At 35.2% G+C, this 23739-nt stretch carries 22 protein-coding genes and 1 riboswitch; of the genes, 14 read left to right on the plus strand and 8 right to left on the minus strand.

Going from position 1 to position 23739, the window contains the following annotated elements:
* Positions 1–32 precede the first annotated feature (32 nt).
* Positions 33–866, plus strand: coding sequence for a type 1 glutamine amidotransferase (locus tag FNE73_RS09935; RefSeq protein WP_185147328.1), 834 nt, complete (start codon positions 33–35; stop codon positions 864–866).
* A gap of 72 nt (positions 867–938) precedes the next feature.
* Positions 939–2123, plus strand: a complete 1185-nt coding sequence (locus tag FNE73_RS09940) for a hypothetical protein (protein WP_143884457.1) — start codon at positions 939–941, stop codon at positions 2121–2123.
* A 70-nt stretch (positions 2124–2193) separates the two neighbouring features.
* Here the strand turns inward: FNE73_RS09940 and cphA are convergent, their stop codons facing one another.
* Positions 2194–4821 carry a cyanophycin synthetase gene (gene cphA / locus FNE73_RS09945; RefSeq protein WP_143884458.1) on the minus strand — a complete coding sequence of 876 codons (2628 nt, stop codon included), beginning with the start codon at positions 4819–4821 and terminating at the stop codon, positions 2194–2196.
* Positions 4822–5024: 203 nt separating this feature from the next.
* On the opposite strand from cphA, the gene FNE73_RS09950 reads away from it, so the two are divergent.
* From FNE73_RS09950 to FNE73_RS09960, 3 genes are all read left to right on the plus strand, one after another.
* Positions 5025–5909, plus strand: coding sequence for a cyanophycinase (locus FNE73_RS09950; RefSeq protein ID WP_143884459.1), 885 nt, complete (start codon positions 5025–5027; stop codon positions 5907–5909).
* A 54-nt stretch (positions 5910–5963) separates the two neighbouring features.
* Positions 5964–6806: an isoaspartyl peptidase/L-asparaginase gene (locus FNE73_RS09955; RefSeq protein ID WP_143884460.1), complete on the plus strand. Its 843-nt coding sequence runs from the start codon at positions 5964–5966 to the stop codon at positions 6804–6806.
* A 102-nt stretch (positions 6807–6908) separates the two neighbouring features.
* Entirely contained in the window at positions 6909–7151 is a 243-nt protein-coding gene (locus FNE73_RS09960) for a YtxH domain-containing protein (protein ID WP_143884461.1), read from the plus strand.
* A 51-nt stretch (positions 7152–7202) separates the two neighbouring features.
* On the opposite strand, the gene FNE73_RS09965 is transcribed toward FNE73_RS09960, so the two are convergent.
* Positions 7203–8000 (minus strand): class I SAM-dependent methyltransferase, encoded by a 798-nt coding sequence (locus FNE73_RS09965; protein WP_185147329.1) that lies wholly within the window; start codon positions 7998–8000, stop codon positions 7203–7205.
* A 227-nt stretch (positions 8001–8227) separates the two neighbouring features.
* A riboswitch (cobalamin riboswitch) is annotated at positions 8228–8406 on the plus strand.
* Positions 8407–8438: 32 nt separating this feature from the next.
* On the opposite strand from FNE73_RS09965, the gene FNE73_RS09970 reads away from it, so the two are divergent.
* Positions 8439–10268, plus strand: coding sequence for a TonB-dependent receptor plug domain-containing protein (locus FNE73_RS09970; RefSeq protein WP_143884463.1), 1830 nt, complete (start codon positions 8439–8441; stop codon positions 10266–10268).
* Positions 10269–10288: 20 nt separating this feature from the next.
* Entirely contained in the window at positions 10289–11332 is a 1044-nt protein-coding gene (locus tag FNE73_RS09975; protein ID WP_143884464.1) for a YncE family protein, read from the plus strand.
* A gap of 69 nt (positions 11333–11401) precedes the next feature.
* Here the strand turns inward: FNE73_RS09975 and FNE73_RS09980 are convergent, their stop codons facing one another.
* From FNE73_RS09980 to hemB, 3 genes are all read right to left on the minus strand, one after another.
* Positions 11402–12823 (minus strand): CCA tRNA nucleotidyltransferase, encoded by a 1422-nt coding sequence (locus FNE73_RS09980; RefSeq protein WP_143884465.1) that lies wholly within the window; start codon positions 12821–12823, stop codon positions 11402–11404.
* A 215-nt stretch (positions 12824–13038) separates the two neighbouring features.
* On the minus strand, positions 13039–13587 hold the full coding sequence (locus tag FNE73_RS09985; protein ID WP_143884466.1) for an L-threonylcarbamoyladenylate synthase: 549 nt from the start codon (positions 13585–13587) through the stop codon (positions 13039–13041).
* A gap of 148 nt (positions 13588–13735) precedes the next feature.
* Positions 13736–14725, minus strand: a complete 990-nt coding sequence (gene hemB, locus FNE73_RS09990) for a porphobilinogen synthase (RefSeq protein ID WP_143884467.1) — start codon at positions 14723–14725, stop codon at positions 13736–13738.
* 118 nt (positions 14726–14843) lie between these two features.
* Between hemB and FNE73_RS09995 the strand changes: the two genes are divergently transcribed.
* The 6 genes from FNE73_RS09995 (at position 14844) to FNE73_RS10020 (ending at position 20419) form a co-directional block, all read left to right on the plus strand.
* A complete protein-coding gene (locus FNE73_RS09995; protein ID WP_143884468.1) occupies positions 14844–15194 on the plus strand; it encodes a T9SS type A sorting domain-containing protein in 351 nt (116 codons plus the stop codon).
* Positions 15195–15298: 104 nt separating this feature from the next.
* Positions 15299–16210, plus strand: a complete 912-nt coding sequence (locus FNE73_RS10000; RefSeq protein ID WP_143884469.1) for an ABC transporter ATP-binding protein — start codon at positions 15299–15301, stop codon at positions 16208–16210.
* A 3-nt stretch (positions 16211–16213) separates the two neighbouring features.
* The gene (locus tag FNE73_RS10005) at positions 16214–17524 is read left to right on the plus strand and encodes an ABC transporter permease (RefSeq protein ID WP_143884470.1); all 1311 of its coding nucleotides are present in this window, start codon (positions 16214–16216) and stop codon (positions 17522–17524) included.
* 98 nt (positions 17525–17622) lie between these two features.
* Positions 17623–18336, plus strand: coding sequence for a 3-ketoacyl-ACP reductase (locus FNE73_RS10010; protein ID WP_143884471.1), 714 nt, complete (start codon positions 17623–17625; stop codon positions 18334–18336).
* A gap of 200 nt (positions 18337–18536) precedes the next feature.
* The gene (locus tag FNE73_RS10015) at positions 18537–19211 is read left to right on the plus strand and encodes an SIMPL domain-containing protein (RefSeq protein ID WP_143884472.1); all 675 of its coding nucleotides are present in this window, start codon (positions 18537–18539) and stop codon (positions 19209–19211) included.
* A gap of 11 nt (positions 19212–19222) precedes the next feature.
* Positions 19223–20419 (plus strand): vWA domain-containing protein, encoded by a 1197-nt coding sequence (locus FNE73_RS10020; protein ID WP_143884473.1) that lies wholly within the window; start codon positions 19223–19225, stop codon positions 20417–20419.
* A gap of 91 nt (positions 20420–20510) precedes the next feature.
* On the opposite strand, the gene FNE73_RS10025 is transcribed toward FNE73_RS10020, so the two are convergent.
* Positions 20511–21716 carry an NAD(P)/FAD-dependent oxidoreductase gene (locus FNE73_RS10025; RefSeq protein ID WP_143884474.1) on the minus strand — a complete coding sequence of 402 codons (1206 nt, stop codon included), beginning with the start codon at positions 21714–21716 and terminating at the stop codon, positions 20511–20513.
* Positions 21717–21829: 113 nt separating this feature from the next.
* Between FNE73_RS10025 and FNE73_RS10030 the strand changes: the two genes are divergently transcribed.
* The gene (locus tag FNE73_RS10030) at positions 21830–22219 is read left to right on the plus strand and encodes a SpoIIAA family protein (RefSeq protein ID WP_143884475.1); all 390 of its coding nucleotides are present in this window, start codon (positions 21830–21832) and stop codon (positions 22217–22219) included.
* Between the two features lie 39 nt (positions 22220–22258).
* On the opposite strand, the gene lipA is transcribed toward FNE73_RS10030, so the two are convergent.
* Together lipA and FNE73_RS10040 are read right to left on the minus strand one after the other, a co-directional pair.
* Positions 22259–23125 carry a lipoyl synthase gene (gene lipA, locus FNE73_RS10035; RefSeq protein WP_143884476.1) on the minus strand — a complete coding sequence of 289 codons (867 nt, stop codon included), beginning with the start codon at positions 23123–23125 and terminating at the stop codon, positions 22259–22261.
* 203 nt (positions 23126–23328) lie between these two features.
* Positions 23329–23700: a septal ring lytic transglycosylase RlpA family protein gene (locus tag FNE73_RS10040; RefSeq protein ID WP_143884477.1), complete on the minus strand. Its 372-nt coding sequence runs from the start codon at positions 23698–23700 to the stop codon at positions 23329–23331.
* Between the last annotated feature and the right edge of the window lie 39 nt (positions 23701–23739).

Genomic DNA, 23739 nt, shown 5'->3' on the forward strand with positions numbered 1-23739 from the left:
TTTTTTAATAACTTTGCCTAAATTTTAAAATTATGACAGAGGTAAGAATTGCGTTGCTGGATATGAACAACAACCATGTCAATCAAGGATTTAGAAATATTAAAGAAATTTCGGAAGCTTTTAAGCAAGAGTCAAAAGAAGAAATTTCCATCCGGACTTTTGATGTAAGATACAAAAATGAAATTCCGGCAATAGAAGATTTTGACATATTTATTTCTTCGGGAGGTCCAGGAAACCCTCACAGAGAAGGTCATGAATGGGAAGATCAGTTTGCAGATTTTCTGGATGCTGTGTATAATCATAATCTTCAAAACGAAAACAAAAAATATCTTTTCCTGATTTGTCATTCTTTTCAATTGGCAAGTATTCATTGGAAATTGGGCAATATCTGCAAAAGAAAATCTTATTCCTTTGGCGTGATGCCCGTTCATAAAACCGAAGAAGGTAAAAACGAGTTTTTATTTAAAAACCTTCCGGATCCTTTCTATGCAGTAGATTCCAGAGCATATCAGTTTATAGAACCGGATGCAGACCGTTTTGAAGAACTGGGAATGCAGATTGTTGCGATTGAAAAATTCAGACCGCATATCAATCTGGAAAGAGCGGTAATGGCAGTTCGTTTTTCTGATGAGATTTTCGGAACCCAATTCCATCCTGAAGCAAACCCTTCTGGAATGATTGAAAATCTCAAGGATGAAAAAAATAAAGAAGCGATGATTGAAAACTACGGAATGGAAAAATATCTTGAGACGGTTGACCGGATGAATGATGAAGATAAGATTGTCTTAACACAGGCTCAGATTTTACCGAGATTTTTACGTTCAGCAAAAAAGAATATTTTAAAAAAAAATGAAGCTTTAGTCTGAACAAATTAAAAATAAACAATGAAAATCGAGCATAACTGCTCGATTTTTTAAATCACAAAAAAGAAAAAGAATATGATTTCAAAATACAGAAAACAGTTTAATCAGGAATTTTCTCAGGAAAAATACGAAAAGGTAAAAAATTTAATTAAAGAAAAAAGCGGGATCGAATCAGGATTTCGGCTGTCAGAAAGCCCTCTTTTTCTAACGAAAGAATTTGAAGCCAAACTTCTGGATGCTAGCGAAAGCATTATCGACCAAATCAAAAATCTCCGTGAAGGTATTCTGGAAAAAGCAATTCCCGAGAACTGCAAAGTACCGAATGACACCAGACAACCCCATTTTTTCACCATAGATTTTGGAATCTGCAGAAGCGAGAATGGTAAGATTGAGCCTCAATTGATAGAACTTCAGGCTTTCCCTTCTTTGTATGCTTTTCAGAAAATTTTTGAAGATACTCTTTGTGAAGTCTACCCTTTTCTTTCCGAAATTAAAAACAAAATGACTTCGGAAGAACTGAAACAACATTTAACAGAATTAATCATCGGAGACGAAAATCCCGAAAATGTTATTTTACTTGAAATTTTTCCTGAAAAACAAAAAACATTGATTGATTTTGTTTTAACTGAAAAACTTTTAGGAATCAAAACGGTTTGCCTTACTAAAGTAAAAAAAGAAGGCAAAAAACTTTTCTACGAAAATGAAGGAAAGAAAACTGAGATCAAACGTATTTATAACCGTGTAATTTTTGATGAACTGGACAAGATTCCGGATCTTAAAATAGAATTTGATTTTCGTGAAGAGGCAGATGTAAAGTGGATCACCCATCCTAACTGGTTTTTCAAAATTTCAAAATTTCTTTTACCCATGCTTAATCATCAGTTTGTACCGAAAAGTTACTTTCTGCATGAGTTTCCGAAAACTGAAAATCTTGAAAATTTTGTATTGAAACCTCTATTTTCATTTGCAGGAAGCGGAGTCAATCTAAATCCGACAACAGAAATTACTGATGCTATTGAGGATAAAGAAAATTACATCTTACAAAGAAAAGTAAACTACGAACCGATTTTTGAAGACATCAACGGTGAATTTTCAAAAGCTGAAATCCGTTTATTGTACATTTGGAGAGAAAATGAAGACCGCCCTGTTCTTTTGGAAAATCTCGGAAGAATGACGAAAGCAGCAATGGTAAATGTAGATTTCAATAAAAAAGACGCTATCTGGATCGGAAGTTCTAATGCTTTTTTTGCTGAAGAATAATCATATGTTGAAAATAAATTTCGGCGGCATCTTCGATGCCGCCGAAAATTTTAACTTCTTTTATTTTTAATTAAATCTTGCCATCTTCAAGCAATTCTCTTGCCTGATAATCCTGTACCAGATCAATAGCATTCGAAATAACATCACTCAACGCGGTGATGAAAGTTCCTTCTTCAGCCATACTCATTGCATGTTTTAGTGCTTCAATTTCTTTTGGAATAATCTCATAGCTTACATCTCGACCTGATTGCTGAATACCGTCTATAATCAGACCGTTGATCTCATCTTCCGTTCTTCCGCGCAGATGTTTTTCGTTACGGATGATGATATAATCAAACATTCTTCCGGCAATTTTTCCGCAAAGTTTAATGTCTTCATCTCTTCTGTCACCCACTCCGGAAATGATTCCTATCTTTTTAGTTGACTCTACATTTTTCAGATAATCTTCAATAGCTTCATAACCTGCAGGATTATGGGCAAAATCAATTAAAACTTTAAAGTTTTTAAATTTAAAAACATTCAGTCTTCCGGGTGTAAGCTGTGCACTGGGAATAAAAGTGCGCAGAGAGTTGGAAATATCCTCAATTCCAAAACCATACAGATAACATGCTAAACTCGCTGCTAAAATATTAGAAATCATGAATTTAGCCTTACCTTCCATTGTAATAGGAAAATCTTTAGCCTTTCCGATTCTTATTTTCCAGTCACCTTTTTTGATGGTCACAAAACCTTCTTCATAAACACAGGTAGTCCTTCCCTCTTTTGCAAATTTTTTGATATGCTCATTATTTTCGTCCAGACTAAAAATAGCCACTTGACTCGGTAAGTCATTGATGATCCGCATAGAATATTCATCATCAGCATTCATTACACTCCATCCGTTTTTCTTCACGCTGTCAAGCACTACCCTTTTTACCCTTGTAAGATCTTTAAGATTGTGAATATCATTCATTCCTAAATGATCTTCTTTAATATTGGTTAATACACCGATATCACATTGTCCGAAACCTAAGCCCGAACGAAGAATCCCTCCTCTTGCAGTTTCCAGGACAGCAAATTCCACCGTTGGATCTTTTAAAATAAATTCAGCTGAAATAGGACCAGTTGTATCTCCTTTTGTCAGCATCGTATTCTGTATGTAAATTCCGTCAGAAGTTGTGAATCCTACTCTGTAGCCGTTACTTTTAACGATATGGGCAATAAGTCGGGTTGTGGTTGTTTTTCCGTTAGTTCCCGTTACTGCAATAATAGGAATAGTAAAAGGTCTTCCCGGCGGATAAAGCATATCAACAACAGGAGCAGCGACATTTCTTGGCAGTCCTTCGCTCGGAGCAAGGTGCATTCTGAAACCGGGTGCCGCATTAACTTCAATAATAGCACCGCCGCTTTCTTTCAATGGCTGCGTCAGATTTTCCGCCATGATGTCAATTCCACATACATCAAGCCCGATAATTTTCGAGATCCTTTCTGCCATTGTGATATTTTCAGGATGTACCATGTCGGTTACATCAATAGAAGTTCCGCCTGTAGAAAGATTCGCTGTGGATTTCAGATAAACGACCTCTCCTTTTTGAGGAACTGTTTCCAGCGTATACTGAAGCTTTTCCAGTAATTCCAGCGTGTCTTTATCAACATTGATTTCCGTTAGGACATTTTCATGACCATATCCCCTTCTAGGATCCTGATTTTCTTTATCAATAAGGATTTGAATATTAGACTCACCATCTCCTACTACATGAGCAGGAACTCTTCTTGCGGCAGCCACCATTTTGTTGTTGATGACCAAAACTCTGAAATCGTAGCCTGTAATATATTTTTCTACAATTACTTTTTTAGAATATTTCTGAGCATGCTCCAGACCAATTAATGCAGAGTCAAAATCATTTACATTAATAGAAGACCCTTTTCCGTGATTGCCGTCTAAAGGCTTGATCACCACAGGAAAACCAATCTTTCTGATAACATTTCTTAATCCGTCCTCATCTATTACCAAATCTCCCATCGGAACAGGTATAGCAGCATCATGAAGCATTCTTTTTGTAAGTTCTTTATTGCACGCAATATCTACAGCAATAGAACTGGTTTTCCCTGTAATTGTTGCCTGAAAACGCTGTTGATTAACACCGTATCCTAATTGCACCAATGAGTTGCTTCCCAATCTTATCCAGGGAATTTTTCTGGAAACTGCCTCTTCTACGATACTTCCTGTAGAAGGTCCCAATCTCACACGTTCTCTGATTTCCTTAAGCTTTTGAATACAGGCATTAATATCGTATTCTCTATTTTCAATAAGAGCTTCGGCAATGGCAACAGACTGTTCGGCTGCGTAAATTCCGGCATTTTCTTCTATATAGTCAAATACAACGTTGTAAACACCCGGAGTTTTTGTTTCTCGGGTTCGTCCAAAACCGGTATCCATTCCTGCAAGAGTCTGAATTTCGAGAGCAATGTGTTCAATAACATGTCCCATCCATGTTCCGGTTTCTATTCTGTGGAAAAACCCGCCTTTAACGCCTTCTGAACAGCGATGGCTGATAAGCGAGGGCAGAAGCTTTTCTATTCTTTCTCTGAAACCATCAATTTTATTGGTAGGAAAATTTTCCATCTCCTCAAGATCCAGTCTCATCTGGATCAGCTTTTTTCTTCTTATACTCCAGATATTCGGACCGCGAAGCGCCTGTATTTTTTCAATTTTCATAGTTTAGCTCAAATAATTTTTTCTAATTAATAAATACATCATTTCAAATCAAAGATAATGCAAAACATGAAAAAAATACGCACCACCGTTGAAGATTTATGAAAAAAAATATTTAATAGTTAAGATCTTTAAAATCAAACTAATTACTTTAAAAAACTTTATTAAATTTCATCAACAATGAATAATTTTCTACTTTTGTAAGCATGAAACCTGTTGGAAAATTAATTATTATCGGCGGAGCGGTGAATAAAGGCAGCTTTACCGAAACAGATTACGATCAGAATGTTGAAAAAAATCTTAACTTTTTCGAAAGAGGAATTCTAAGAAAAATCATTACTGAATCTAAAAACAAAGAAAATTCTATTATTGAAGTGATAACTACCGCTTCACAGATTCCCCAAATTGTAGGAGCAGAATACAAGAAAGCTTTTGAATTTTTGGGAGCTAAGAATGTAAATATTCTGGATATTCATAACCGTGAAGAAGCCAATTCTGACGCTATTGTAGCAAGAGCCAACGCAGCAGATGTGGTAATGTTTACGGGCGGTGATCAGCTCAGACTGACTTCTATTCTTGGCGGGACAAGATTTCACGATGCTATTTTGCTGAAATATCAGGAGCAGGATTTTATCTACTCCGGAACTTCCGCAGGTGCAGCAGCAGCTTCTGAAAACATGATATACCAAGGAAGTAGTTCCGAAGCTTTGCTGAAAGGAGAAATAAAAACAACGCAGGGATTAGGTCTTATTGATAATGTCATCGTTGATACGCATTTTGTTCAGAGAGGAAGAATAGGACGGCTTTTTCAGGCTGTCGTAAGCAATCCGAGAACTTTGGGAATTGGTCTTGGGGAAGATACGGGTCTTTTTATTCATAACGATGTCATGACTGCAGTGGGATCCGGACTTGTGATCATTGTTGACGGAAGATTTATAAAAGATACCAATCTTACCAATATTAATCTTGGAGAGCCAATTTCAATTGATAATCTTACCGTTCATGTAATGTCTATGAATGATCACTATGATCTGAAGACAAAAACATTAACGATTGAAAATTCTCAGTTTAACCCGATTCCACAAACTTAAAAGCAATTATTGATTAATAACAGCTTATCAATTATCATCTTATCAGACTACATTATGAAAATCATCATACACGGCGGATTTTTTTCCGAAAGCGACCAAAGCAAGGATACCAAAATCGCCAAGCAAAACTCTTTGAAAGATATTGCTGAAAAATCTTTTAACTATCTAAAAAATAATTCGGCTGTAGAAACAGTTGCTTTTGCAGTTTCGCTTTTAGAAGATGACGAACTGTATAATGCAGGAATAGGCTCACAGATTCAAAGTGACGGCATCATAAGAATGAGTGCTGCCTTAATGGACGGAAACACCCAGAAAATGAGCGGTGTTATCAATATTGAAGATGTGAAAAATCCTGTTTTTGTTGCTCAGGAATTAATGAAAGAAGAAGACAGAGTCCTGGGAGGAATCGGAGCTAAAAAATATGCTTCCGAACATGGTTTTGAAAATTTTTCTACAGAAATACCACAACGCAGAAGCGAGTATGAGGCAAAACTGCAAAATGGCGGAAAAGGAACTGTTGGATGTGTAGCTTTGGATAAAGATGGCAGACTTGCTGTGGCAACCTCAACAGGCGGAAAAGGCTTTGAAATTCCCGGAAGAATTTCAGATTCTGCTACTGTAGCAGGAAATTATGCCAATGAATTTTGTGCAGTAAGCTGTACCGGTGTGGGTGAAGATATTGTAAGCAATGCAACGGCAGCTAAAATAGTAACTCGTGTAACAGACGGTTTAAGCTTAAAAGATGCTTTCGGTAAAACATTCTCCGAATTAAAGCTCATCGACGGTTTTGCAGGTGCTATCGCAATTGATAAAAACGGAAATATTTTTCATCAGGATTCTCATCCCACAATGGTTTTCGCAAGTTTCGACGGAACTGATTTTGAGATTTTTGAATAAAAATTAACATATTTTTATTACTGTCTTCTGGTTTTTTGGCACGTATTTTACATACTTATTATTAACAAATTTAATATTATAACATTTTAAAAATCAGAAATCATGGGAAATAAAACAAGCGGACTTTTAGCTTTATTAGGACTAGGTGCATTAGCTTACTGGAAGTATAAAAAATCTACTCCTGAAGAACAACAAGCTGTAAAAGACAAAATCAATAATGCGAAAGATAATATCAACAAGTGGGGAAATGATTTAAAAGATAAAGCCAATGAAGTTGTTTCTCAGGCACAAAATAAAATGGATGAAGCTAAAACAAAAGTAGAAGATACAGCTTCCAACATTTAGAAAAGCGACATATATATTATTCAAAACATTCATATACGAAGAAAGTCATCATCACGATGACTTTTTTTGTGCTTTAATAGAATAAACCATAGGAATTTTATTTCCAAATCTTTTAGTGCGCCATTTTCCTTTTTCAAATTCTTCAATATGTTTGAAGCAAGGATAAGGAGACCAGTCGAACTCCTTAAAAGTTTTGATTTCTAAATTTTTGCTGATTAAATTCTGTAAAACTTCAGATAAAGAATGATTCCACATTACATAATCCTGAACAATATCGGCAGAAAAATCTGCGTAAGTTCCCTCATACGTCTCTGAGATTGGTTTTTCATTAAAATAATTATAAGATACTTCTGTAAAATCATCATCATACATCCAAACTACAGGATGAAACTCCGCCATGATAAAATGTCCGTCTGGTTTCAAAAAATGCGAAACCACATTTGCCCATTTTTCAAGATCGGGCAGCCAACCAATAGTTCCGTAGCTGGTATAAACAACATCAAATTTTTCATGCAGAATATTGGGTAATTCATAAACATCAGAACAAATAAATTCAACTTTTTCATGGCATTTTTCAGCTAGACTTATTCCTGCCTCAATGGCCTTATCAGACAAATCTACCGCCGTGACTTTTGCTCCCATTCTTGAAAGTGAAATGGAATCCTGTCCAAAATGACATTGAAGATGCAAAACAGATTTGCCTTTAAGATCATCTAAAAGTTCCAGTTCTATTGAATTTAAAGAAGTACGTCCTTTTATAAATTCATCAACAAAATAAAAATCAGATTGAAGGTGCGTTTCTACCTTTGCATTCCATGAGTTTTTATTGATTTCGAGATAATTTTCCATAGATATTGATTTAGTTATTCATCATTTAATTTGATAAAACGAAATTTAATTTTTATTAATAAGCTTTATATCATTTATTTAATCTGACAAAGTCATTTATACACTTTTTAAACTGCGGTAAAGAGTATTAAATGATAAATGTACTAAATATTCTATTGACAGATGTTTTGTAACAAAAAACTCTTTAATATGTGTACTACCTCATTTGCCAAATTCATTTAAAAACTTATCTTTGCAAAAATTTTGGTTTCCAAGAGATTGGAACTAAGAGGGAATTGGGCGAAAATCCCAGACTGTCCCCGCAACTGTAAATCGTATAAAAAATTTTCTGCAAAAAACCACTGTGTACAACGGGAAGGTGCAGAAAAACGAAAGTCAGGAGACCTGCCAGAATTTAAATATAAAAAGAATTGCTTTCGGAGGAAAGGCAAATGTATTATGAGTTTAAAGAAATCATTCGTCTTCGTTTCTGCGTTTTTCTGTCTGGACCTGTATTTCGGTCAGGAAACCCCAATTGATACGGTTTACATTTTTGATAATCAGATGAAAAAGGCTAAACTTTTTCATGAGGTTACTACATTAACTGCATCAGATATTCAAAAAAACTCTTCTAATTTATCTGAAGTTTTACGATTTCAGTCTCCAGTTTACATTAAAGAAAATGGTCGTGGAGCTGTTTCCTCACCTTCATTCAGAGGAACTACCGCACAACAGACTGCATTTGTATGGAACGGAATCAATATCAATTCTCAGTTTCTCGGACAAGGTGATGTAAACAATATTGCACTTTTCGGATATGACCAATTGGAAATAAAATCCGGTGGCGGAAGTGTGATCTATGGAAGCGGTGCTATTGGCGGAAGTATTCACCTTAATAATGAGCTGAGTTTTAACAAAGGATTTAACGGAGTGATTCATTCTGAACTTGGCTCGTTTGATACCTATAATAACCTGGCAAAAGTATCTTTCAGCAATGACCGATTTAGTTTTAAAGTTTCCGGAAATTATCTGATTAGCGAAAACAATTATCAGGTAGAGGAAGAAAATTATATCAACCGAAACGGGAAATTTTACAATACCACCTTCAATATCGGAGCTTCATACAGGATTTCCAAAAAAAATGCAGTCTCTTGGCAAAGCCAATGGTATAACGCTGTACAGAACTATCCGGTTTTTGAAGATAACGGAAACCGTACAAAATATGAATCTCAGACTGTAAGAAGTCTGCTTGCCTGGGATTTCAATCACAAAAAAATATCCAACAGTCTGAAAGCAGCATACACTGAGGAAAATTTTCAATATTTCGGGATTGAAAAAGCCCCTGAAACCAGCGGCGGAACAGGGAAAAATTATATTGTAAAAAATGATTTTAATTTCTATATCATCCCAAAACTGAATCTTAACTTTATTGGAGAATTTCAGCATAACAAAGGAGAAGGATATAAATCAGGAATTGCAAACGTAAGCAGAAATGTTGGTTCTGCTGCGGTATTATTAAGATATTTTATTTCACCAAAATTTTCTTTTGAAGCTGGTGCAAAGCAGGATTTTGTAGAGGATATCAATTCGCCGTTTTTATATTCTTTTTCAGGGAAATGGAATGCAAACAAATGGTATCGGCTTACAATGAATTTTTCAAAAAACTTCAGATTTCCCTCATTTAATGATTTATACTGGGAACAAGGCGGAAACCTCAACCTGAAACCTGAAACTTCCATTCAAACTGATATGACTCATGAGCTTAAAGTCTTTGATTTTACGCTGAAAGTAAGTCCGTATTACATGAAAATCGACCAGATGATCCGCTGGCTTCCGACACCTTTTGGTTATTGGTCTGCATTTAACACTCAAAAAGTAGAATCTTATGGTTTAGAATCCCAATTGATGTATCAAAAAAAACTGAATCATCATCAATTAAGATTAACCGCAGGATATATCTACGCAAAATCTACTGATTTGGAAACACACAAACAGCTCATGTATGTTCCGCTGCATAAGTTTTCTGCCAATATTGATTATGAATATGATTTTGTGAAAATATACGCACAGGGATTGTTTAACGGACTGACTTACACCACTTCCGATGAAAGTAAAAAATATGCAATCTACCCATATTTTGTAATGAATGCAGGAGCTTCGGCAACATTAGCAAAAAAATACACTATAGGATTAAGAGTGAATAATATTATCAATACCATCTACGAAACGGTAGCGTATTATTTTATGCCTAAAAGAAACTACAGCGCTTATGCAACAATTAATTTTTAAAATATTTAAAATATATACTTATGAAATTTAACAAATTACTACAGATTATTTGCGGGTTCGTACTGTTTTTTTCACTTTCCTGTACCTCAGAATACGAAGAAACCATAACCGAAATTAGTTACCAAAACGGATATTTCATTACTAATGAAGGAAATTACGGACAGCCGAATGCCGAAGTTAGTTTCGTTACAAAAGATCTGAATCTCCTTCAAAATGACATTTACAAAGCGAACAACAATAACGAAAATCTGGGAGACGTTCTTCAAACCATGGTAGTCAGCGGAGATAAAGCATTTTTATTATTGAACAATTCCAATAAAATTCAGGTTGTCAACCGTTATACATTCAAAAAAATCGGGACTATTACCAGCGAGATCAATCAGCCTCGTTACATGGCAGCTGCTAATAATATGCTGTATGTTTCTAATGATCAGTATTTAGGTGCTAAATATGTAAGTGTTTATAAAACTTCAGATCTGTCTTTTGTGAAAAAAATCACGTTTTCTGATACTGCGGAAAGAGTTGTATCAGCAGGTGGAAATATTTTCGTGCAAAATGCCACTTACGGCTTTGGAAATACACTTACTAAAATTAATACCACAACCAACGAAATTGACGGCACACCTATCCCTGTTCCCAACGGAAACATCAACAAAACAATTGCTTATAACAACAATGTGTATGTAATTGCAGAAGGAACTGCCAATTCTTACCTTTATGAAATTTCCCCTGCAGGTACCATTACAAAGAATATAACATTGACCAATATTCCCAATGCAACCAATCTGCAGATTGATGGTGGAAAATTCTTCTTCAGCTCAGCAAACAAAATCTATTCTATGGATTTGAATGCAACAGCTGCTCCTACTGCTCCTATCATTACAGCAGTTGACGGCGGACAGTATTATACTTTATACGGATTCAATGTAATGGACGGAAGAATTTTCACTTCTGATGTGAAAGGATTTTCTCAGGCAAGTGAAATGAATGTGTACACCACATCAGGAACTTTAATCAAGAAATTTACTGTCGGAATGGGCGCAAACGGAGTTTATTCTAACTAATTGTAAAACGTCTTTTAACAAGTTCGGCGGCATCAAAGATGCCGCCGAATTTATTTTATGACTAAACTTCTAAGCTAATTTCAAACCTAACTTCCCAGCTTCTGAAATCACAAAATTCCGGGCTTCTTCACTGTTATTGGCAATTTCACCTTCCAGAATAGCTTCCTTTACTTTCTCCTTTAAAATACCAATTTCACGTCCCGGCTGCAGATTAAACATCATCATAATTTCTTCACCTGAAATAGGCGGCTGAAAATTTCTTACCTGATCTTTTTCCTCAACCTCTTTTATTTTTACCGCAACATATTCAAAATTCTTTTTAAATTTCTCCTGTTTTCTGGAGTTTTTGGTGGTAATGTCAGCTTTGCAAAGCGTAAAAAGATCTTCAATATCTTCACCTGCATCAAAAAGCAGTCTTCTCAATGCAGAATCTGAAGCATCATCTGTAATCAGAGCTATGGGTCTGGAAGAAAGTTTCACCATTTTCTGAACATATTTCATATCATTTCCCAATGGCAGTTTTAATCGCTGAAAAAGATTTTTTACCATTTTTGACCCTAAAAATTCATGCCCGTGAAAAGTCCAGCCTATTCCTTCCACAAATTTTTTGGTAGGCGCTTTTCCTATATCGTGAAGCAAAGCAGACCATCGCAGCCACAGATTATCAGTATTTTCAGAAATGTTATCAACAACTTCCAGAGTGTGATAAAAATTATCTTTATGAGTCTGTCCTTCTACTTCTTCTACTCCTTTTAAATCAATCAGTTCGGGGATAATAATTTTCATTAAGCCAACTTCCGCCATTAATTTTAGCCCCACAGACGGTTTTCTGGAAAGCATAATTTTATTAAATTCCACCATAATTCTTTCCATAGAAACAATTTTGATTCTTTCTGCTTCCTGTTTGATGGCATTCAGCGAATTTTCTTCAATCTGAAATTCTAAAGTAGAGGCAAACCTGATGGCTCTCATCATTCTCAGCGGATCATCTGAATAGGTTTGTTCAGGCTCAAGCGGCGTCTTCAAGATTCCATTCTTTAAATCTTCCATTCCGTTGAAAGGATCAATCAATTCACCAAAATTATTCTTGTTAAGTGAAATTGCCATTGCATTAATGGTAAAATCACGTCTTTTCTGGTCATCTTCAATTGTTCCGCCTTCTACTTCGGGCTTGCGGCTGTTTTCAGTATAGCTTTCCTTTCTGGCTCCAACAAATTCAAGTTCCAGATCTTTATAGCGGATCATCGCTGTTCCGTAAGTTTTAAAGACCGAAACCTTCATTTTAGGATCAATTTCTTTTCCTACATTTTGAGCAAGTTCAATTCCGCTCTGCTCAGTAACAAAATCAATATCGGTAGAAGCTTTTCTTTTCATAAGCAGATCACGCACATATCCTCCGACAATATAAACCGACTGATTATTCTGTGATGCAGCTTCAGAAATGAGCTTAAAAAGTGTAAGATTTTTATTTTGAGCTAGATTAATGAACATTTTTTTGGATGTTAAATTTTTTGACTGCAGATATTGACTTCAGATATTTTTAATTAAAAAGCCTTCATCAAATATATAACCACTAAGAAATCTTAGATAGTTTTTAACTAAATCTCCGGTTTCTTAATGGTTTTAGGATGGCAAAGATAACCATTTAAGGCAAAAACTACAAAAGACAGTTGATGATTACGCCTCGAAAGCTTTTGCTGAAATCATTATTCTCTTAAAACTTTAATGCGGTTATCATTCCAGATCTTTATAACAGATGAGCCTGAATATTTTGAAACTTTTTCTCTGTCTTCCTCTACCGCATAATCTACAAGACTAATCATTTCGGGAGAAATATCAGAAAATTGCAACGGACTTTTGTCGCCGCTGAAATTTGCAGAAGTAGAAACCAAAGGTTTGTTGAGTCTGGAAATAAGCTTTTTGCAAAAATCATTTTTTACAAGGCGAATTCCTATGCTGCCATCTTCTGCCAATAATTCTTTGGGTAATCCTCTGGGATTTTCGTAAACGATGGTAACCGGTTTTTCGCTGAGATCAATGATTTCCCAAGCCATTTCCGGAACATCTACCAGATCCTGCAGCCTTTTTTCAGACTCGACGAGAATAATCATCGACTTATTTTTTTCCCTTTTTTTTATCTCAAAAATTTTTTTGACTGCCTCAACATTTGTTGCATCACAGCCAATGCCCCAGATGGTATCTGTAGGATAGAGTATCGTTCCGCCCGACTGAAGTATTTTTATGATTTGTTCCATAAAGATCTTTTGTAGTAAATTAAAGCAAATTTACGGTTTCTTGATGGAAGATGATTTACTGTACAAAATCAATGTTATAAGATATTTGAAATATAAATTAAAAAAATCCTTAGAAAATATCTAAGGATTTTTGTTCTTTCAGCTTTCTTTATTGATTCAGAATCATTGCCGCTTCTTTTGCAGCATAGGTGAAAATCATGTCAGCTCCGGCTCTTTTAAAGCACGTAAGGCTTTCAATAATCGCTTTATCATTATCAAGCCAGCCGTTTTGGACAGCCGCTTTTAACATTGCATATTCTCCGCTTACATTATAAACCGCAATAGGCAGATCAATCGCTTCACGAACTTTAGAAACAATATCCAGATACGGAAGTCCGGGTTTGATCATAATAATGTCTGCTCCCTCTTCTACATCTTTGAAAACTTCATTAAGGGCTTCACGGGAATTGTGAAAATCCATCTGATATGTTTTCTTATCCTTAGGAATTTCCATCGTATCTTTTGGTGCACTATCTAATGCACTTCTGAAAGGCCCATAAAATGAACTTGCATATTTTGCGGCATAACTCAGAATACCAACATCCTGAAAACCGTTTTCTTCCAAAGCTTCACGGATAGTCAAAACTCTGCCATCCATCATATCACTCGGTGCCACAATATCAGCTCCTGCTTCAGCCTGCGAAACTGCCATTCTTGCCAAAGCATCATTGGTAGCATCGTTTACAATTTTTCCGTTTTCTATAATTCCGTCATGACCATATATAGAATAAGGATCTAAAGCAACATCTGGCATTACGATCATTCCGGGAACAGCATCTTTAATCGCTTTAATGGTATTCTGCATCAGTCCGTCTTTATTCCAGGCTTCTTTTCCGGTATTGTCTTTTAGATTTTCAGAAACTTTCATATAGAGATTAACGGCTTTTACGCCTAAAGAAAAGAGGTCTTTGCATTCTTTTACCGTAAGATCAATGCTTCTTCTGAAAATTCCCGGCATTGAAGGAATGGCTTCTTCTTTATTTTCACCTTCCATCACAAAAACAGGCATTACAAAATCATTGACAGAAAGACTGCATTCTCTTACTAAGCTTCTCACAGACTCGTTTACTCTCAGCCTTCTGTTTCTAGAATATATCATTTTTGGAATACTTTTTGAATAATTTATTGCAAATTTAATACAACTTAAGCAAAAACTGTTGCATTGTATTATAGAATATATTATTTTTGTTAGTAATATTTAAGCAAATTATTTGTTGATGAGAAAATTTTTACTTTTAATTATATTAATCAATGCTTCTGTCGCTTTTTCCGACGGAGCAAAAGCTCAGACAAGAGAGCCTTCGTCACTATCCCAGAAGTCGGATGATGGTGTGCTTACGGCATATCCTAATCCTGCTAAAGATTTTCTGATGGTGAAAGCTAAAGATGCCTCTTTAAAAATAAAAAATGTAAGCTTTTACTCTATTTTAGGAACACAGGTTGCGAGTTACAATATCAACAGCAATAGCGCAGAGATTAATATCCAAAAACTGAAACCCGGGAAATATCTCATCAGATATATTCTGAGTGATAATACCCAAAAGGTTACCCAAATAGTGAAACAATAAAACTTAAATCCTGATAATCATCAGGATTTTTTCTTTTGGCAATATTTTTTTCAATTATTCCGTAACTTTCGGATTATTTTTAAACTAATTGTAAAAACAATTGCATGTTAAAAGCTGAAAACATTACTAAAACTTACAATGCAGGAAAAAAAACTGCTTTGGATGATTTTAGCATCCATGTTCCCAAAGGAAGTATTTATGGACTTCTGGGACCTAACGGAGCCGGAAAAACCTCTTTTATCAGAATCATTAATCAAATTACACAGGCAGATTCAGGAGTAGTTTTAATCAACGGACAAAAACTAAATCCCGAACACATCAAAGATATTGGCTATATGCCTGAAGAAAGAGGACTTTATAAAAATATGAGTGTCGGAGATCAGATTCTATATTTCGGTGAGCTGAAAGGAATGAAAAAAAACGATGCTCTGAACGAAGCTAAAAAATGGTTTGAAAAACTTCACATTGATCAATGGTGGAAGAAAAAGCTGTCTGAACTTTCCAAAGGGATGGCTCAGAAAATACAGTTTGTTGTTACGGTGCTTCACAGACCTCATCTTTTGATTCTGGATGAGCCATTTTCAGGATTTGATCCTGTAAACGCAAATCTTATCAAAGATCAGATTATTGAGCTCAAGAATAATGGTACTACCATCATTCTTTCTACCCACAGAATGGAAAGTGTAGAGCAAATGTGTGATTATGTAGCTTTAATCAACAATTCTAAGAAAATTATTGATGGAAGAGTTTTTGATGTTCGCGAAAAATTCAAAAAGAATATTTTCGGCGTTACTTTATCTGATGTGAACGAGCAGCAGTTTGATTATTTTAAAGACAGGTACGGAATATTTAATATTACCAATGAAAATAAGCTTGTTTCATTTGATTTGAAGAATGAAAACGATCAGAATCTTATTTTATCGGATCTTATCAACGTAGGCAAAGTAAGATCGTTTGATGAGAAAATTCCAAGCATGAATGAAGTATTTATTAATGCCGTAAGCAATCATTCTTAGATTATGAATAATATTTTTTTAATTACCAAAAGAGAATTTCTTACGCAGGTTAAGAAAAAATCTTTCATCATACTTACTCTTTTAGCTCCATTGATGATTATTGCTTTTGGGACGGTCATCGGGATGATGTTTAAAGCCAATGAGTCTCATGTGGCAATACAGGTAGTGGACAACAGCGGACTTTTTAAAGACCAATTGAAGTCTGATGATAAAATCAACTATGAATTTATATCTTCAGCCGAAGAACAGTCAAAAATCAAAACTTTAAAAGGCAACGAAAATCTTGACGGAATTTTGGTTTTACCTGCTTTAACGACAAATAATTTTGATGATCTTGAAAAAAACACCCGCCTTGTAATCAATACAAAAATCGGGTTTGATACGAAGCAGCGAATTGTTTCAGACATTACTGACGTAATCAAAAAAGAGAAAATAAAAAAGCTGGGAATACAGGAAAGCCAGCTAAAAAATCTTGATAAAAGCTTTAGCCTGAAAACCATTAATGTTTCTGAGAACAATCAAGAAGATTCTGATCTTGCAGTAGGGATCAAAAGCGGACTGAGCATGATCCTTATGTATGTTACATTTATGTTTATCATCATCTACGGTGTGCGCGTTATGCGAAGCGTTTTGGAAGAAAAAAATAACCGCGTGGTAGAAATTATCATTTCATCGGTAAAGCCTTTTGAACTCATGATGGGAAAAATTCTGGGTGTAACAATGGTTGCTCTTACCCAGTTTATTGTCTGGATTTCTATGTCGGTTGTTGGTGCGCTTATTTTAAATACAGGCTTCAATTCTATTCAGAAAAATATTCCCGGCGGAGATGAAACAGTTCTCAGCAAACTGGATATTCCTCAGATTGCCACGCAGATTTCTCATGGTCTGCTGGAACTGAATTTCCCGCTGATCATTTTTGTGTTTATCGTTTATTTTCTTTTAGGCTATATTTTTTACAGCTCTGTTTATGCCGCCATCGGATCAGCTGTAGATAACGAAACTGAAACACAGCAATTTACTTTATTTGCAATTTTACCTCTTACTTTAGGAATGTACGGAAGTTTTTCTATCCTGAATAATCCGGACGGTCCGGTAGGATTCTGGATGTCTATGATTCCGTTTACTTCTCCTGTCGCAATGATCGCAAGAATTCCTTTTGGTGTTCCGGCGTGGGAAATTGCACTTTCTATTGCTCTTCTTTTAGGAACTACTGTTTTTATGATTTTCCTTGCCGGTAAAATTTACCGTGTCGGAATTTTGATGTATGGAAATAAGGCAACAATGAAAGAGCTTTGGAAATGGATAAAAAATTAATAATTGAAAATACTTTTAAGCTCAATTGATAAATTGATTTTTCATTTAACATAATTAAAATTAATCTTACGTAAATTTGTTCTGTAAAATTATTATTAATGAAAATACAGGGTAAAAATGCCATCATTACAGGAGGTGGAAGAGGTTTGGGAAAAGCAGTTGCTTTGATTCTTGCAAGCGAAGGTGTAAATATCGGAATCACAGGAAGAAATGAAGAAAACCTGAAAATGACGGTGGACGAGATCCAGAAACTGGGTGTAAATGCACATTACGCAGTTTTCAGTATGGATAACGAAATTCAGGTAAAAGCAGGATTAGACTCTTTAGCTCAGCAACTGGGCGGTGTAGATATTCTGATCAATAATGCAGGAATCGGTGATTTTGGTTCTATTGAAGAAATGCCGACAGAAACCTGGGAACAGGTAATAAAGACCAACCTTTTCGGAGTTTATTATGCTGCAAAGACAGTATATCCTTATATGAAAGAAAAAGGACAGGGTGACATTATCAACGTTGCATCAACTGCAGGTCTGAAAGGTGGTCCCAACATGTCTGCTTATGCTGCTTCTAAAGCTGCTGTAATTTCACTTTCACAGTCTATGATGGCAGAATGGAGAAAACAGAATATAAGAGTTATCACTCTAACACCAAGTACTATTGCATCAGACATGTCGATTCAGGGAGGTCTTACCGACGGAAATCCGGAAAAAGTACTTCAACCGGAAGATTTTGCAGAATGGGTAAGAGATATTCTTAAAATGAACAGAAGAGCAATGATCGCCAATGGTTCTATCTTTTCTACTAATCCGTAGAGGAGTATATTTCTACTTTGCATCTTATAAAGATGTATTGTTTAATAAATATCCATTATTCAATATAAAAGACAATTCTCACGAGTTGTCTTTTTTTATTCTCTGACCTTCACCAAGTGAAAACATCCGTTCACCAAGTGTTCAAAATTTCAGCTTTCATTCGTGGTAATTTTACTTTAGAAATTTAAATAATAAACATTATGAAACTGAAACATCTTTTATTAGCAGGAATTTTCGCTGCAGGAAGTCTAATGAATGCGCAGGAAATAAAGAAAAACTTCATCGAAGTAACAGGAGTTGCAGAAATGGAAGTAGAGCCGGATGAAATTGTTTTCAATATCGGAATCAAGGCCGAAAACAAAAATCAATTGGCAGACAATGAAAAGCTTTTATTTGAAACCCTTAAAAAAAGCGGTGTGAAAAATGAAGACATCAAGTTCAAGTCAATGCATCAGAACTTATATTCAAAAACAACAAAATTTACCAAAAGTTTTCAGTTTAAAGCAAATGCTAAAACCAATATAAGTAAGCTTTTTGAAGATCTGAATCAAAAATGGGTAAGCAGCCTGAATATTGCTGAAGTTAAAAACACAAAAATTGCAGATTTCAGAAAAGCAGTTAAAATTAATGCATTAAAATCAGCTAAGGAAAAAGCAGATTATCTTTTAGGGAGCATCAGCAAAAAAACAGGAGATGCAATTGAAATCATTGAGATTGAAGATTATATGAGTGATTCTGTTCTTCCTGTCGCATATAAAAGTAAAATAGCAAATATACAGCTGGAAATCGCAGACCAAATTGTTGACTATTCGTTTGACAATATTGAAAACATCAAGCTTAAGTACAGCATCAAAACAAAATATGAGATTCTTTAAAAGCAAATGACATGAATACTTTAAAAATTTTAACAATTACAGCTGGTGTGGCTGCTCTTTTAAGTGCAGGTAAATTATCCGATAATCAACGCAGTAACAAAACGATTGCAACAAATATAACAGAAAGTAAAAGCGAAGAGTTCCCAAAACCGATAGAGATTTCAAAGGATAATAAAATTCAGGTGGCTTTACTTCTTGATACTTCCAACAGTATGGATGGTCTGATTGATCAGGCAAAATCAAGGCTTTGGAATATCGTCAACACTTTAACTACTTTAAAATATAACGGAAAATCTCCACAGATAGAAATTTCTCTTTATGAATACGGAAATGACGGATTGCAGGATGAAAACTACATAAGACAGATTACATCTCTTACACAGGATCTGGATCTTGTTTCTGAAAAGCTTTTCGCATTAAGAACCAACGGCGGAAGTGAATATTGTGGAGCGGCCATTCGGGATGCAGCCAATAATCTTAAATGGGACGGAAACGAAAAGAGTATGAAACTGATTTATATTGCCGGAAATGAGCCTTTCGATCAAGGAAATATCAATTATAAAGATGCCGTCACTCAAGCCAAAAATAAAAATATCTATACCAACACTATTTTTTGCGGAAACAGAGAAGAAGGAGTCAGAAGTTTCTGGCAAAATGGAGCAAACCTGGGGAACGGCAGATATTTCAACATCGACAGCGATCAGAAGGTTATTTATATTGAAACACCTTACGATATAAAAATTTCCCAATATAACTCTCAGCTCAATAACACTTACATTTCTTACGGAAATCGCGGGTATGAAATGAAAAATAAACAAACTTTGCAGGATGTAAATGCTGAGTCGCTGTCTTCATCAAATGCTGTAGAGAGAGTTGTAAGCAAATCTAAAAAAAATGCATACAAAAATGATCATTGGGATCTGGTGGATAAAGTTGAAAAAGACAAAGCCTATATTTCATCCATAAAAGAAGAGGAACTGCCTTCTGAACTGAAAGGTAAAACTAAAGCTGAAATTACAAAAATTGTTGCTCAAAAAGCTTCAGAACGGGAAAAAATTCAAAAAGAGATTGAGATTTTAGCTAAAAAAAGACAGGAATTTATAGATCTGGAGATGAAAAAAAGAGGAAATTCAGACACCGATGATCTGGGGAAGGCAATTGAGCAATCTATTGCCGAAATTGCAAGGAAAAACGGATATAGTTTTTAATACCTTACTTAATTGCAAAAGCTATAGGTTAATATTGTTTATCACTTTCGAGGTTCGGCGAAGCCGAACCTCGAAACATTTATATAGTAATTTATCTTCCAAATTTGAAATATTCTGTAAGATGATGTTTTTTGTTCTTTAAATATGCCGAAGCCATTTCCATTCCGGTCACCGAAAAGGTAATTCCGTTTCCGCCAAAGCCTAAAACAAAATATGAATTTTTAAAATTTCCGTGAGTTCCTATATAAGGAAGTCCGTCTTTTGTCTCACCAAAGGTTCCTGCCCATACAAAATCCGAATAAAAAGGATAATCTGGTTTAATCTTTTTCAATATTCTTAAAATCTCTTTTTCCTTTTTATTCAATAGTGAATCTCTCTTTTCAGGATTAGAAAAATCTTCATCACCCCCTCCTATCAAAAGCCGGTTGTCATCTGTGGAACGCATGTACATATAAGGAGTATCTGTATTCCAGACTAATGTGTTTTCTATATTTTTAAACTGATCCTGATCTATTTCAGAAACAACGGCATACGTAACCTTTAGATTTACAAAATGCTCCTTAATCATCATACTGCTTTCATAGCCAACACAATAAATGATTTTTTTTGCTTTAATATTGAATCCTTCTGTTGTTAGGGCTAAATTATGATCTCTCAGATATTTTACAGATTTCATTTCTGCTTTATCATAAACTTTAAGACCTTTTTTCACATTAAATCTCAGCAGTTCATGAGCAAATTTAAATGCATCAATACTTGCGCCTTGCTTAGACAGAATAGCTCCGTATGTATTCTGAAAACCAAACCTATCTTCTACATCTTCACTTCCAAGCCACGAGACTTCAAAACTTGCTTTTTTCCTGATTTCAAACTCTTTTTCCAGCCATTTTACATCTTTTTTTTTAGAAGCATAGTAAAGTGACTGCTTTTTCCTGAAGCCCGCCCGTGATTTAATTTCCTTCGTAAGCTTTTCCAGCTGATCTATTGCTTTTGAACAGGCTTTGTAACTTTCTACGGCACCCTTCTCACCAATCAGTTCTATTAATTTGTAAAGCGGAGTATCAATTTCGTACTGAAGCATTGAAGTGGTTGCAGCAGTACTGCCGTTGCACACTTCCCTTTTATCAATCAAAATAGTATTGTAGCCATCTTTCATCATCTGATGAGCTATAAGACTCCCTGTAATTCCCCCGCCAATGATGAGCACATCACATATTTCGTCTGATTTCAGCGATGGATAAGAAGATACCAAACCATTTTTTATCAGCCAAAAAGGTTCGTTAGATTTAAGGTTCATAAAAAATATTTTTCAAAGACTTATCAATAATTGCGCCTTAAACTATGTTAATATATAATTATGGTTTAATTATTGATAAATTAATTTATCATACACCATTTAAAATTAAAATTATGATCACAATTATTAATGATGCACCGGAAAACGTAGCTGCATTCTGCGCTACAGGAGAAATAACCAAAGAAGATTTCGAAAATATTGTAATTCCGCGTGTGAAGAAAAAGGTAGAGCAGTTTAATGAACTTAATTATTTACTGTATTTAGATACCGACCTTGGTAATTTTACTGCAGGAGCGTGGCTTCAGGATGCTTTACTGGGAATTAAAAACCTTACCCGATGGAACCGCGCTGCCATTGTAACAGACAAAGAAGGCGTTCAAAATTTCACAGAAATTTTTAGTGTACTGATGCCGGGAGAATTCAAATCTTTCCCTAAAAAGAATCTATATAACGCATTATTTTGGTGTCAAAACGGAAATGAAGTAGAAACATCGGCAGTATAAACAAAACAGCTCAGAAAATTTCTGAGCTGTCATTATTTTTTAATGAATATGCTTTTCTGCGTGATAAGAACTTCTTACCAAAGGCGAGCTTTCCACATGTCTGAATCCTAAGCTTCTCGCAAAATCTCCCAACTCATCAAATTCTTCCGGAGTAATGAATCTTTTTACCGGTAAATGCTTTTTCGTTGGCTGAAGATATTGTCCTAAAGTAATAACATCCACATCAGCATTTCTAATGTCTTCAATGGTTTGAAAAACCTCATCTTTCGTTTCTCCTAAACCAAGCATTACTCCTGTCTTCGTACGTCTTTGTCCGGCTTCTTTTAGATATTTCAATACATCAAGACTTCTCTCATATTTTGCCTGAATTCTTACTTCTCTGGTAAGTCTTTTTACTGTTTCCATATTGTGAGAAATCACTTCGGGAGCTACATCAACCAATCGGTCGATATGTTTTGTAATCCCCTGAAAATCGGGAATAAGAGTTTCCATAGTTGTTCCCGGAGAAATTCTTCTTACAGCATCCACTGTTTCGGCCCAAAGTATAGATCCCATATCTTTCAGATCATCACGATCTACCGATGTAAGCACTGCATGTTTTATTTTCATCAGCTTAATAGATCTTGCCACTTTTTCCGGCTCATCCCAGTTTACATCAAGAGGTTTTCCTGTTTTTACGCCGCAGAATCCGCAGCTCCTTGTACAGATATTCCCAAGAATCATAAATGTTGCAGTACCTTCGCCCCAACATTCTCCCATATTCGGGCAGCTTCCGCTTTGACAAATGGTGTTTAATTTATATTTATCAACCAAAGTTCGGAGTTCACGGTAATTTTTTCCTGTCGGAAGTTTTACTCTGATCCATTTTGGCTTTTGAACGGTTGTATCCTGTAATAAATTTTCCATTTCTAAAATTGAACTTCAAAGTTAGTGATTTTTTTATCGAAACCATCAAAGATGATGATTGATGAAAAACTATATCAACATAAATATATACATGGCATCAAGTTGAAAATGCAATAAACAAAACAAGTTTATTAAAAGAAAAGTTTCTGTAAAAAAAATAGGTCCCAATAATTGAGACCTATTATTTTAATTTAAATCATAAATTAATCGACAATTTCAAATTCAACCGGAATGGTACCGTGGTCCATATCTCCGATCTCATCGAACGCCGCCTTAGACATATCTAATGCCCTTGACGAATGGAAAGGTCCTCTATCATTAATCACCACTATCACCTCTTTTCCATTATTCAGATTGGTAACTTTTACTTCAGTTCCAAAAGGAATCGTTCTGTGTGCTGCAGTGAGTTTTGAATTATCAAAAACATCTCCGCTGGCTGTTTTTCTACCGTTAAACTTATCGTGGTAGTACGATGCATAACTTGTTTTCTTCGCTTCTGCGGCATCATATTTGAAAGAATAAATACCGAAGGTTGAAATCATCATTATGATTACGAGAATGAATCTTTTCATCATTTTGAACTTTTACTTGTTTGACGAGGCAAAAGTATACTG

The organism is Chryseobacterium binzhouense (genome assembly GCF_007474545.1).
GTDB lineage: Bacteria > Bacteroidota > Bacteroidia > Flavobacteriales > Weeksellaceae > Chryseobacterium > Chryseobacterium binzhouense.

What these genes read in the sequence shown, in the direction of transcription:
- FNE73_RS09980 (WP_143884465.1), bottom strand. Translation starts at nt 12,823, where the DNA reads ATGTTCATTAATCTAGCTCAAAATAAAAATCTTACACTTTTTAAGCTC.
- FNE73_RS10010 (WP_143884471.1), top strand. Translation starts at nt 17,623, where the DNA reads ATGAAAATACAGGGTAAAAATGCCATCATTACAGGAGGTGGAAGAGGT.
- FNE73_RS09955 (WP_143884460.1), top strand. Translation starts at nt 5,964, where the DNA reads ATGAAAATCATCATACACGGCGGATTTTTTTCCGAAAGCGACCAAAGC.
- FNE73_RS10005 (WP_143884470.1), top strand. Translation starts at nt 16,214, where the DNA reads ATGAATAATATTTTTTTAATTACCAAAAGAGAATTTCTTACGCAGGTT.
- FNE73_RS09950 (WP_143884459.1), top strand. Translation starts at nt 5,025, where the DNA reads ATGAAACCTGTTGGAAAATTAATTATTATCGGCGGAGCGGTGAATAAA.
- hemB (WP_143884467.1), bottom strand. Translation starts at nt 14,725, where the DNA reads ATGATATATTCTAGAAACAGAAGGCTGAGAGTAAACGAGTCTGTGAGA.
- FNE73_RS09995 (WP_143884468.1), top strand. Translation starts at nt 14,844, where the DNA reads ATGAGAAAATTTTTACTTTTAATTATATTAATCAATGCTTCTGTCGCT.
- FNE73_RS10025 (WP_143884474.1), bottom strand. Translation starts at nt 21,716, where the DNA reads ATGAACCTTAAATCTAACGAACCTTTTTGGCTGATAAAAAATGGTTTG.
- FNE73_RS10040 (WP_143884477.1), bottom strand. Translation starts at nt 23,700, where the DNA reads ATGATGAAAAGATTCATTCTCGTAATCATAATGATGATTTCAACCTTC.
- FNE73_RS09940 (WP_143884457.1), top strand. Translation starts at nt 939, where the DNA reads ATGATTTCAAAATACAGAAAACAGTTTAATCAGGAATTTTCTCAGGAA.
- FNE73_RS09985 (WP_143884466.1), bottom strand. Translation starts at nt 13,587, where the DNA reads ATGGAACAAATCATAAAAATACTTCAGTCGGGCGGAACGATACTCTAT.
- FNE73_RS09975 (WP_143884464.1), top strand. Translation starts at nt 10,289, where the DNA reads ATGAAATTTAACAAATTACTACAGATTATTTGCGGGTTCGTACTGTTT.
- FNE73_RS10030 (WP_143884475.1), top strand. Translation starts at nt 21,830, where the DNA reads ATGATCACAATTATTAATGATGCACCGGAAAACGTAGCTGCATTCTGC.
- lipA (WP_143884476.1), bottom strand. Translation starts at nt 23,125, where the DNA reads ATGGAAAATTTATTACAGGATACAACCGTTCAAAAGCCAAAATGGATC.
- FNE73_RS10000 (WP_143884469.1), top strand. Translation starts at nt 15,299, where the DNA reads ATGTTAAAAGCTGAAAACATTACTAAAACTTACAATGCAGGAAAAAAA.
- FNE73_RS09960 (WP_143884461.1), top strand. Translation starts at nt 6,909, where the DNA reads ATGGGAAATAAAACAAGCGGACTTTTAGCTTTATTAGGACTAGGTGCA.
- FNE73_RS09965 (WP_185147329.1), bottom strand. Translation starts at nt 8,000, where the DNA reads ATGGAAAATTATCTCGAAATCAATAAAAACTCATGGAATGCAAAGGTA.
- FNE73_RS10020 (WP_143884473.1), top strand. Translation starts at nt 19,223, where the DNA reads ATGAATACTTTAAAAATTTTAACAATTACAGCTGGTGTGGCTGCTCTT.
- FNE73_RS09935 (WP_185147328.1), top strand. Translation starts at nt 33, where the DNA reads ATGACAGAGGTAAGAATTGCGTTGCTGGATATGAACAACAACCATGTC.
- FNE73_RS09970 (WP_143884463.1), top strand. Translation starts at nt 8,439, where the DNA reads ATGAGTTTAAAGAAATCATTCGTCTTCGTTTCTGCGTTTTTCTGTCTG.
- cphA (WP_143884458.1), bottom strand. Translation starts at nt 4,821, where the DNA reads ATGAAAATTGAAAAAATACAGGCGCTTCGCGGTCCGAATATCTGGAGT.
- FNE73_RS10015 (WP_143884472.1), top strand. Translation starts at nt 18,537, where the DNA reads ATGAAACTGAAACATCTTTTATTAGCAGGAATTTTCGCTGCAGGAAGT.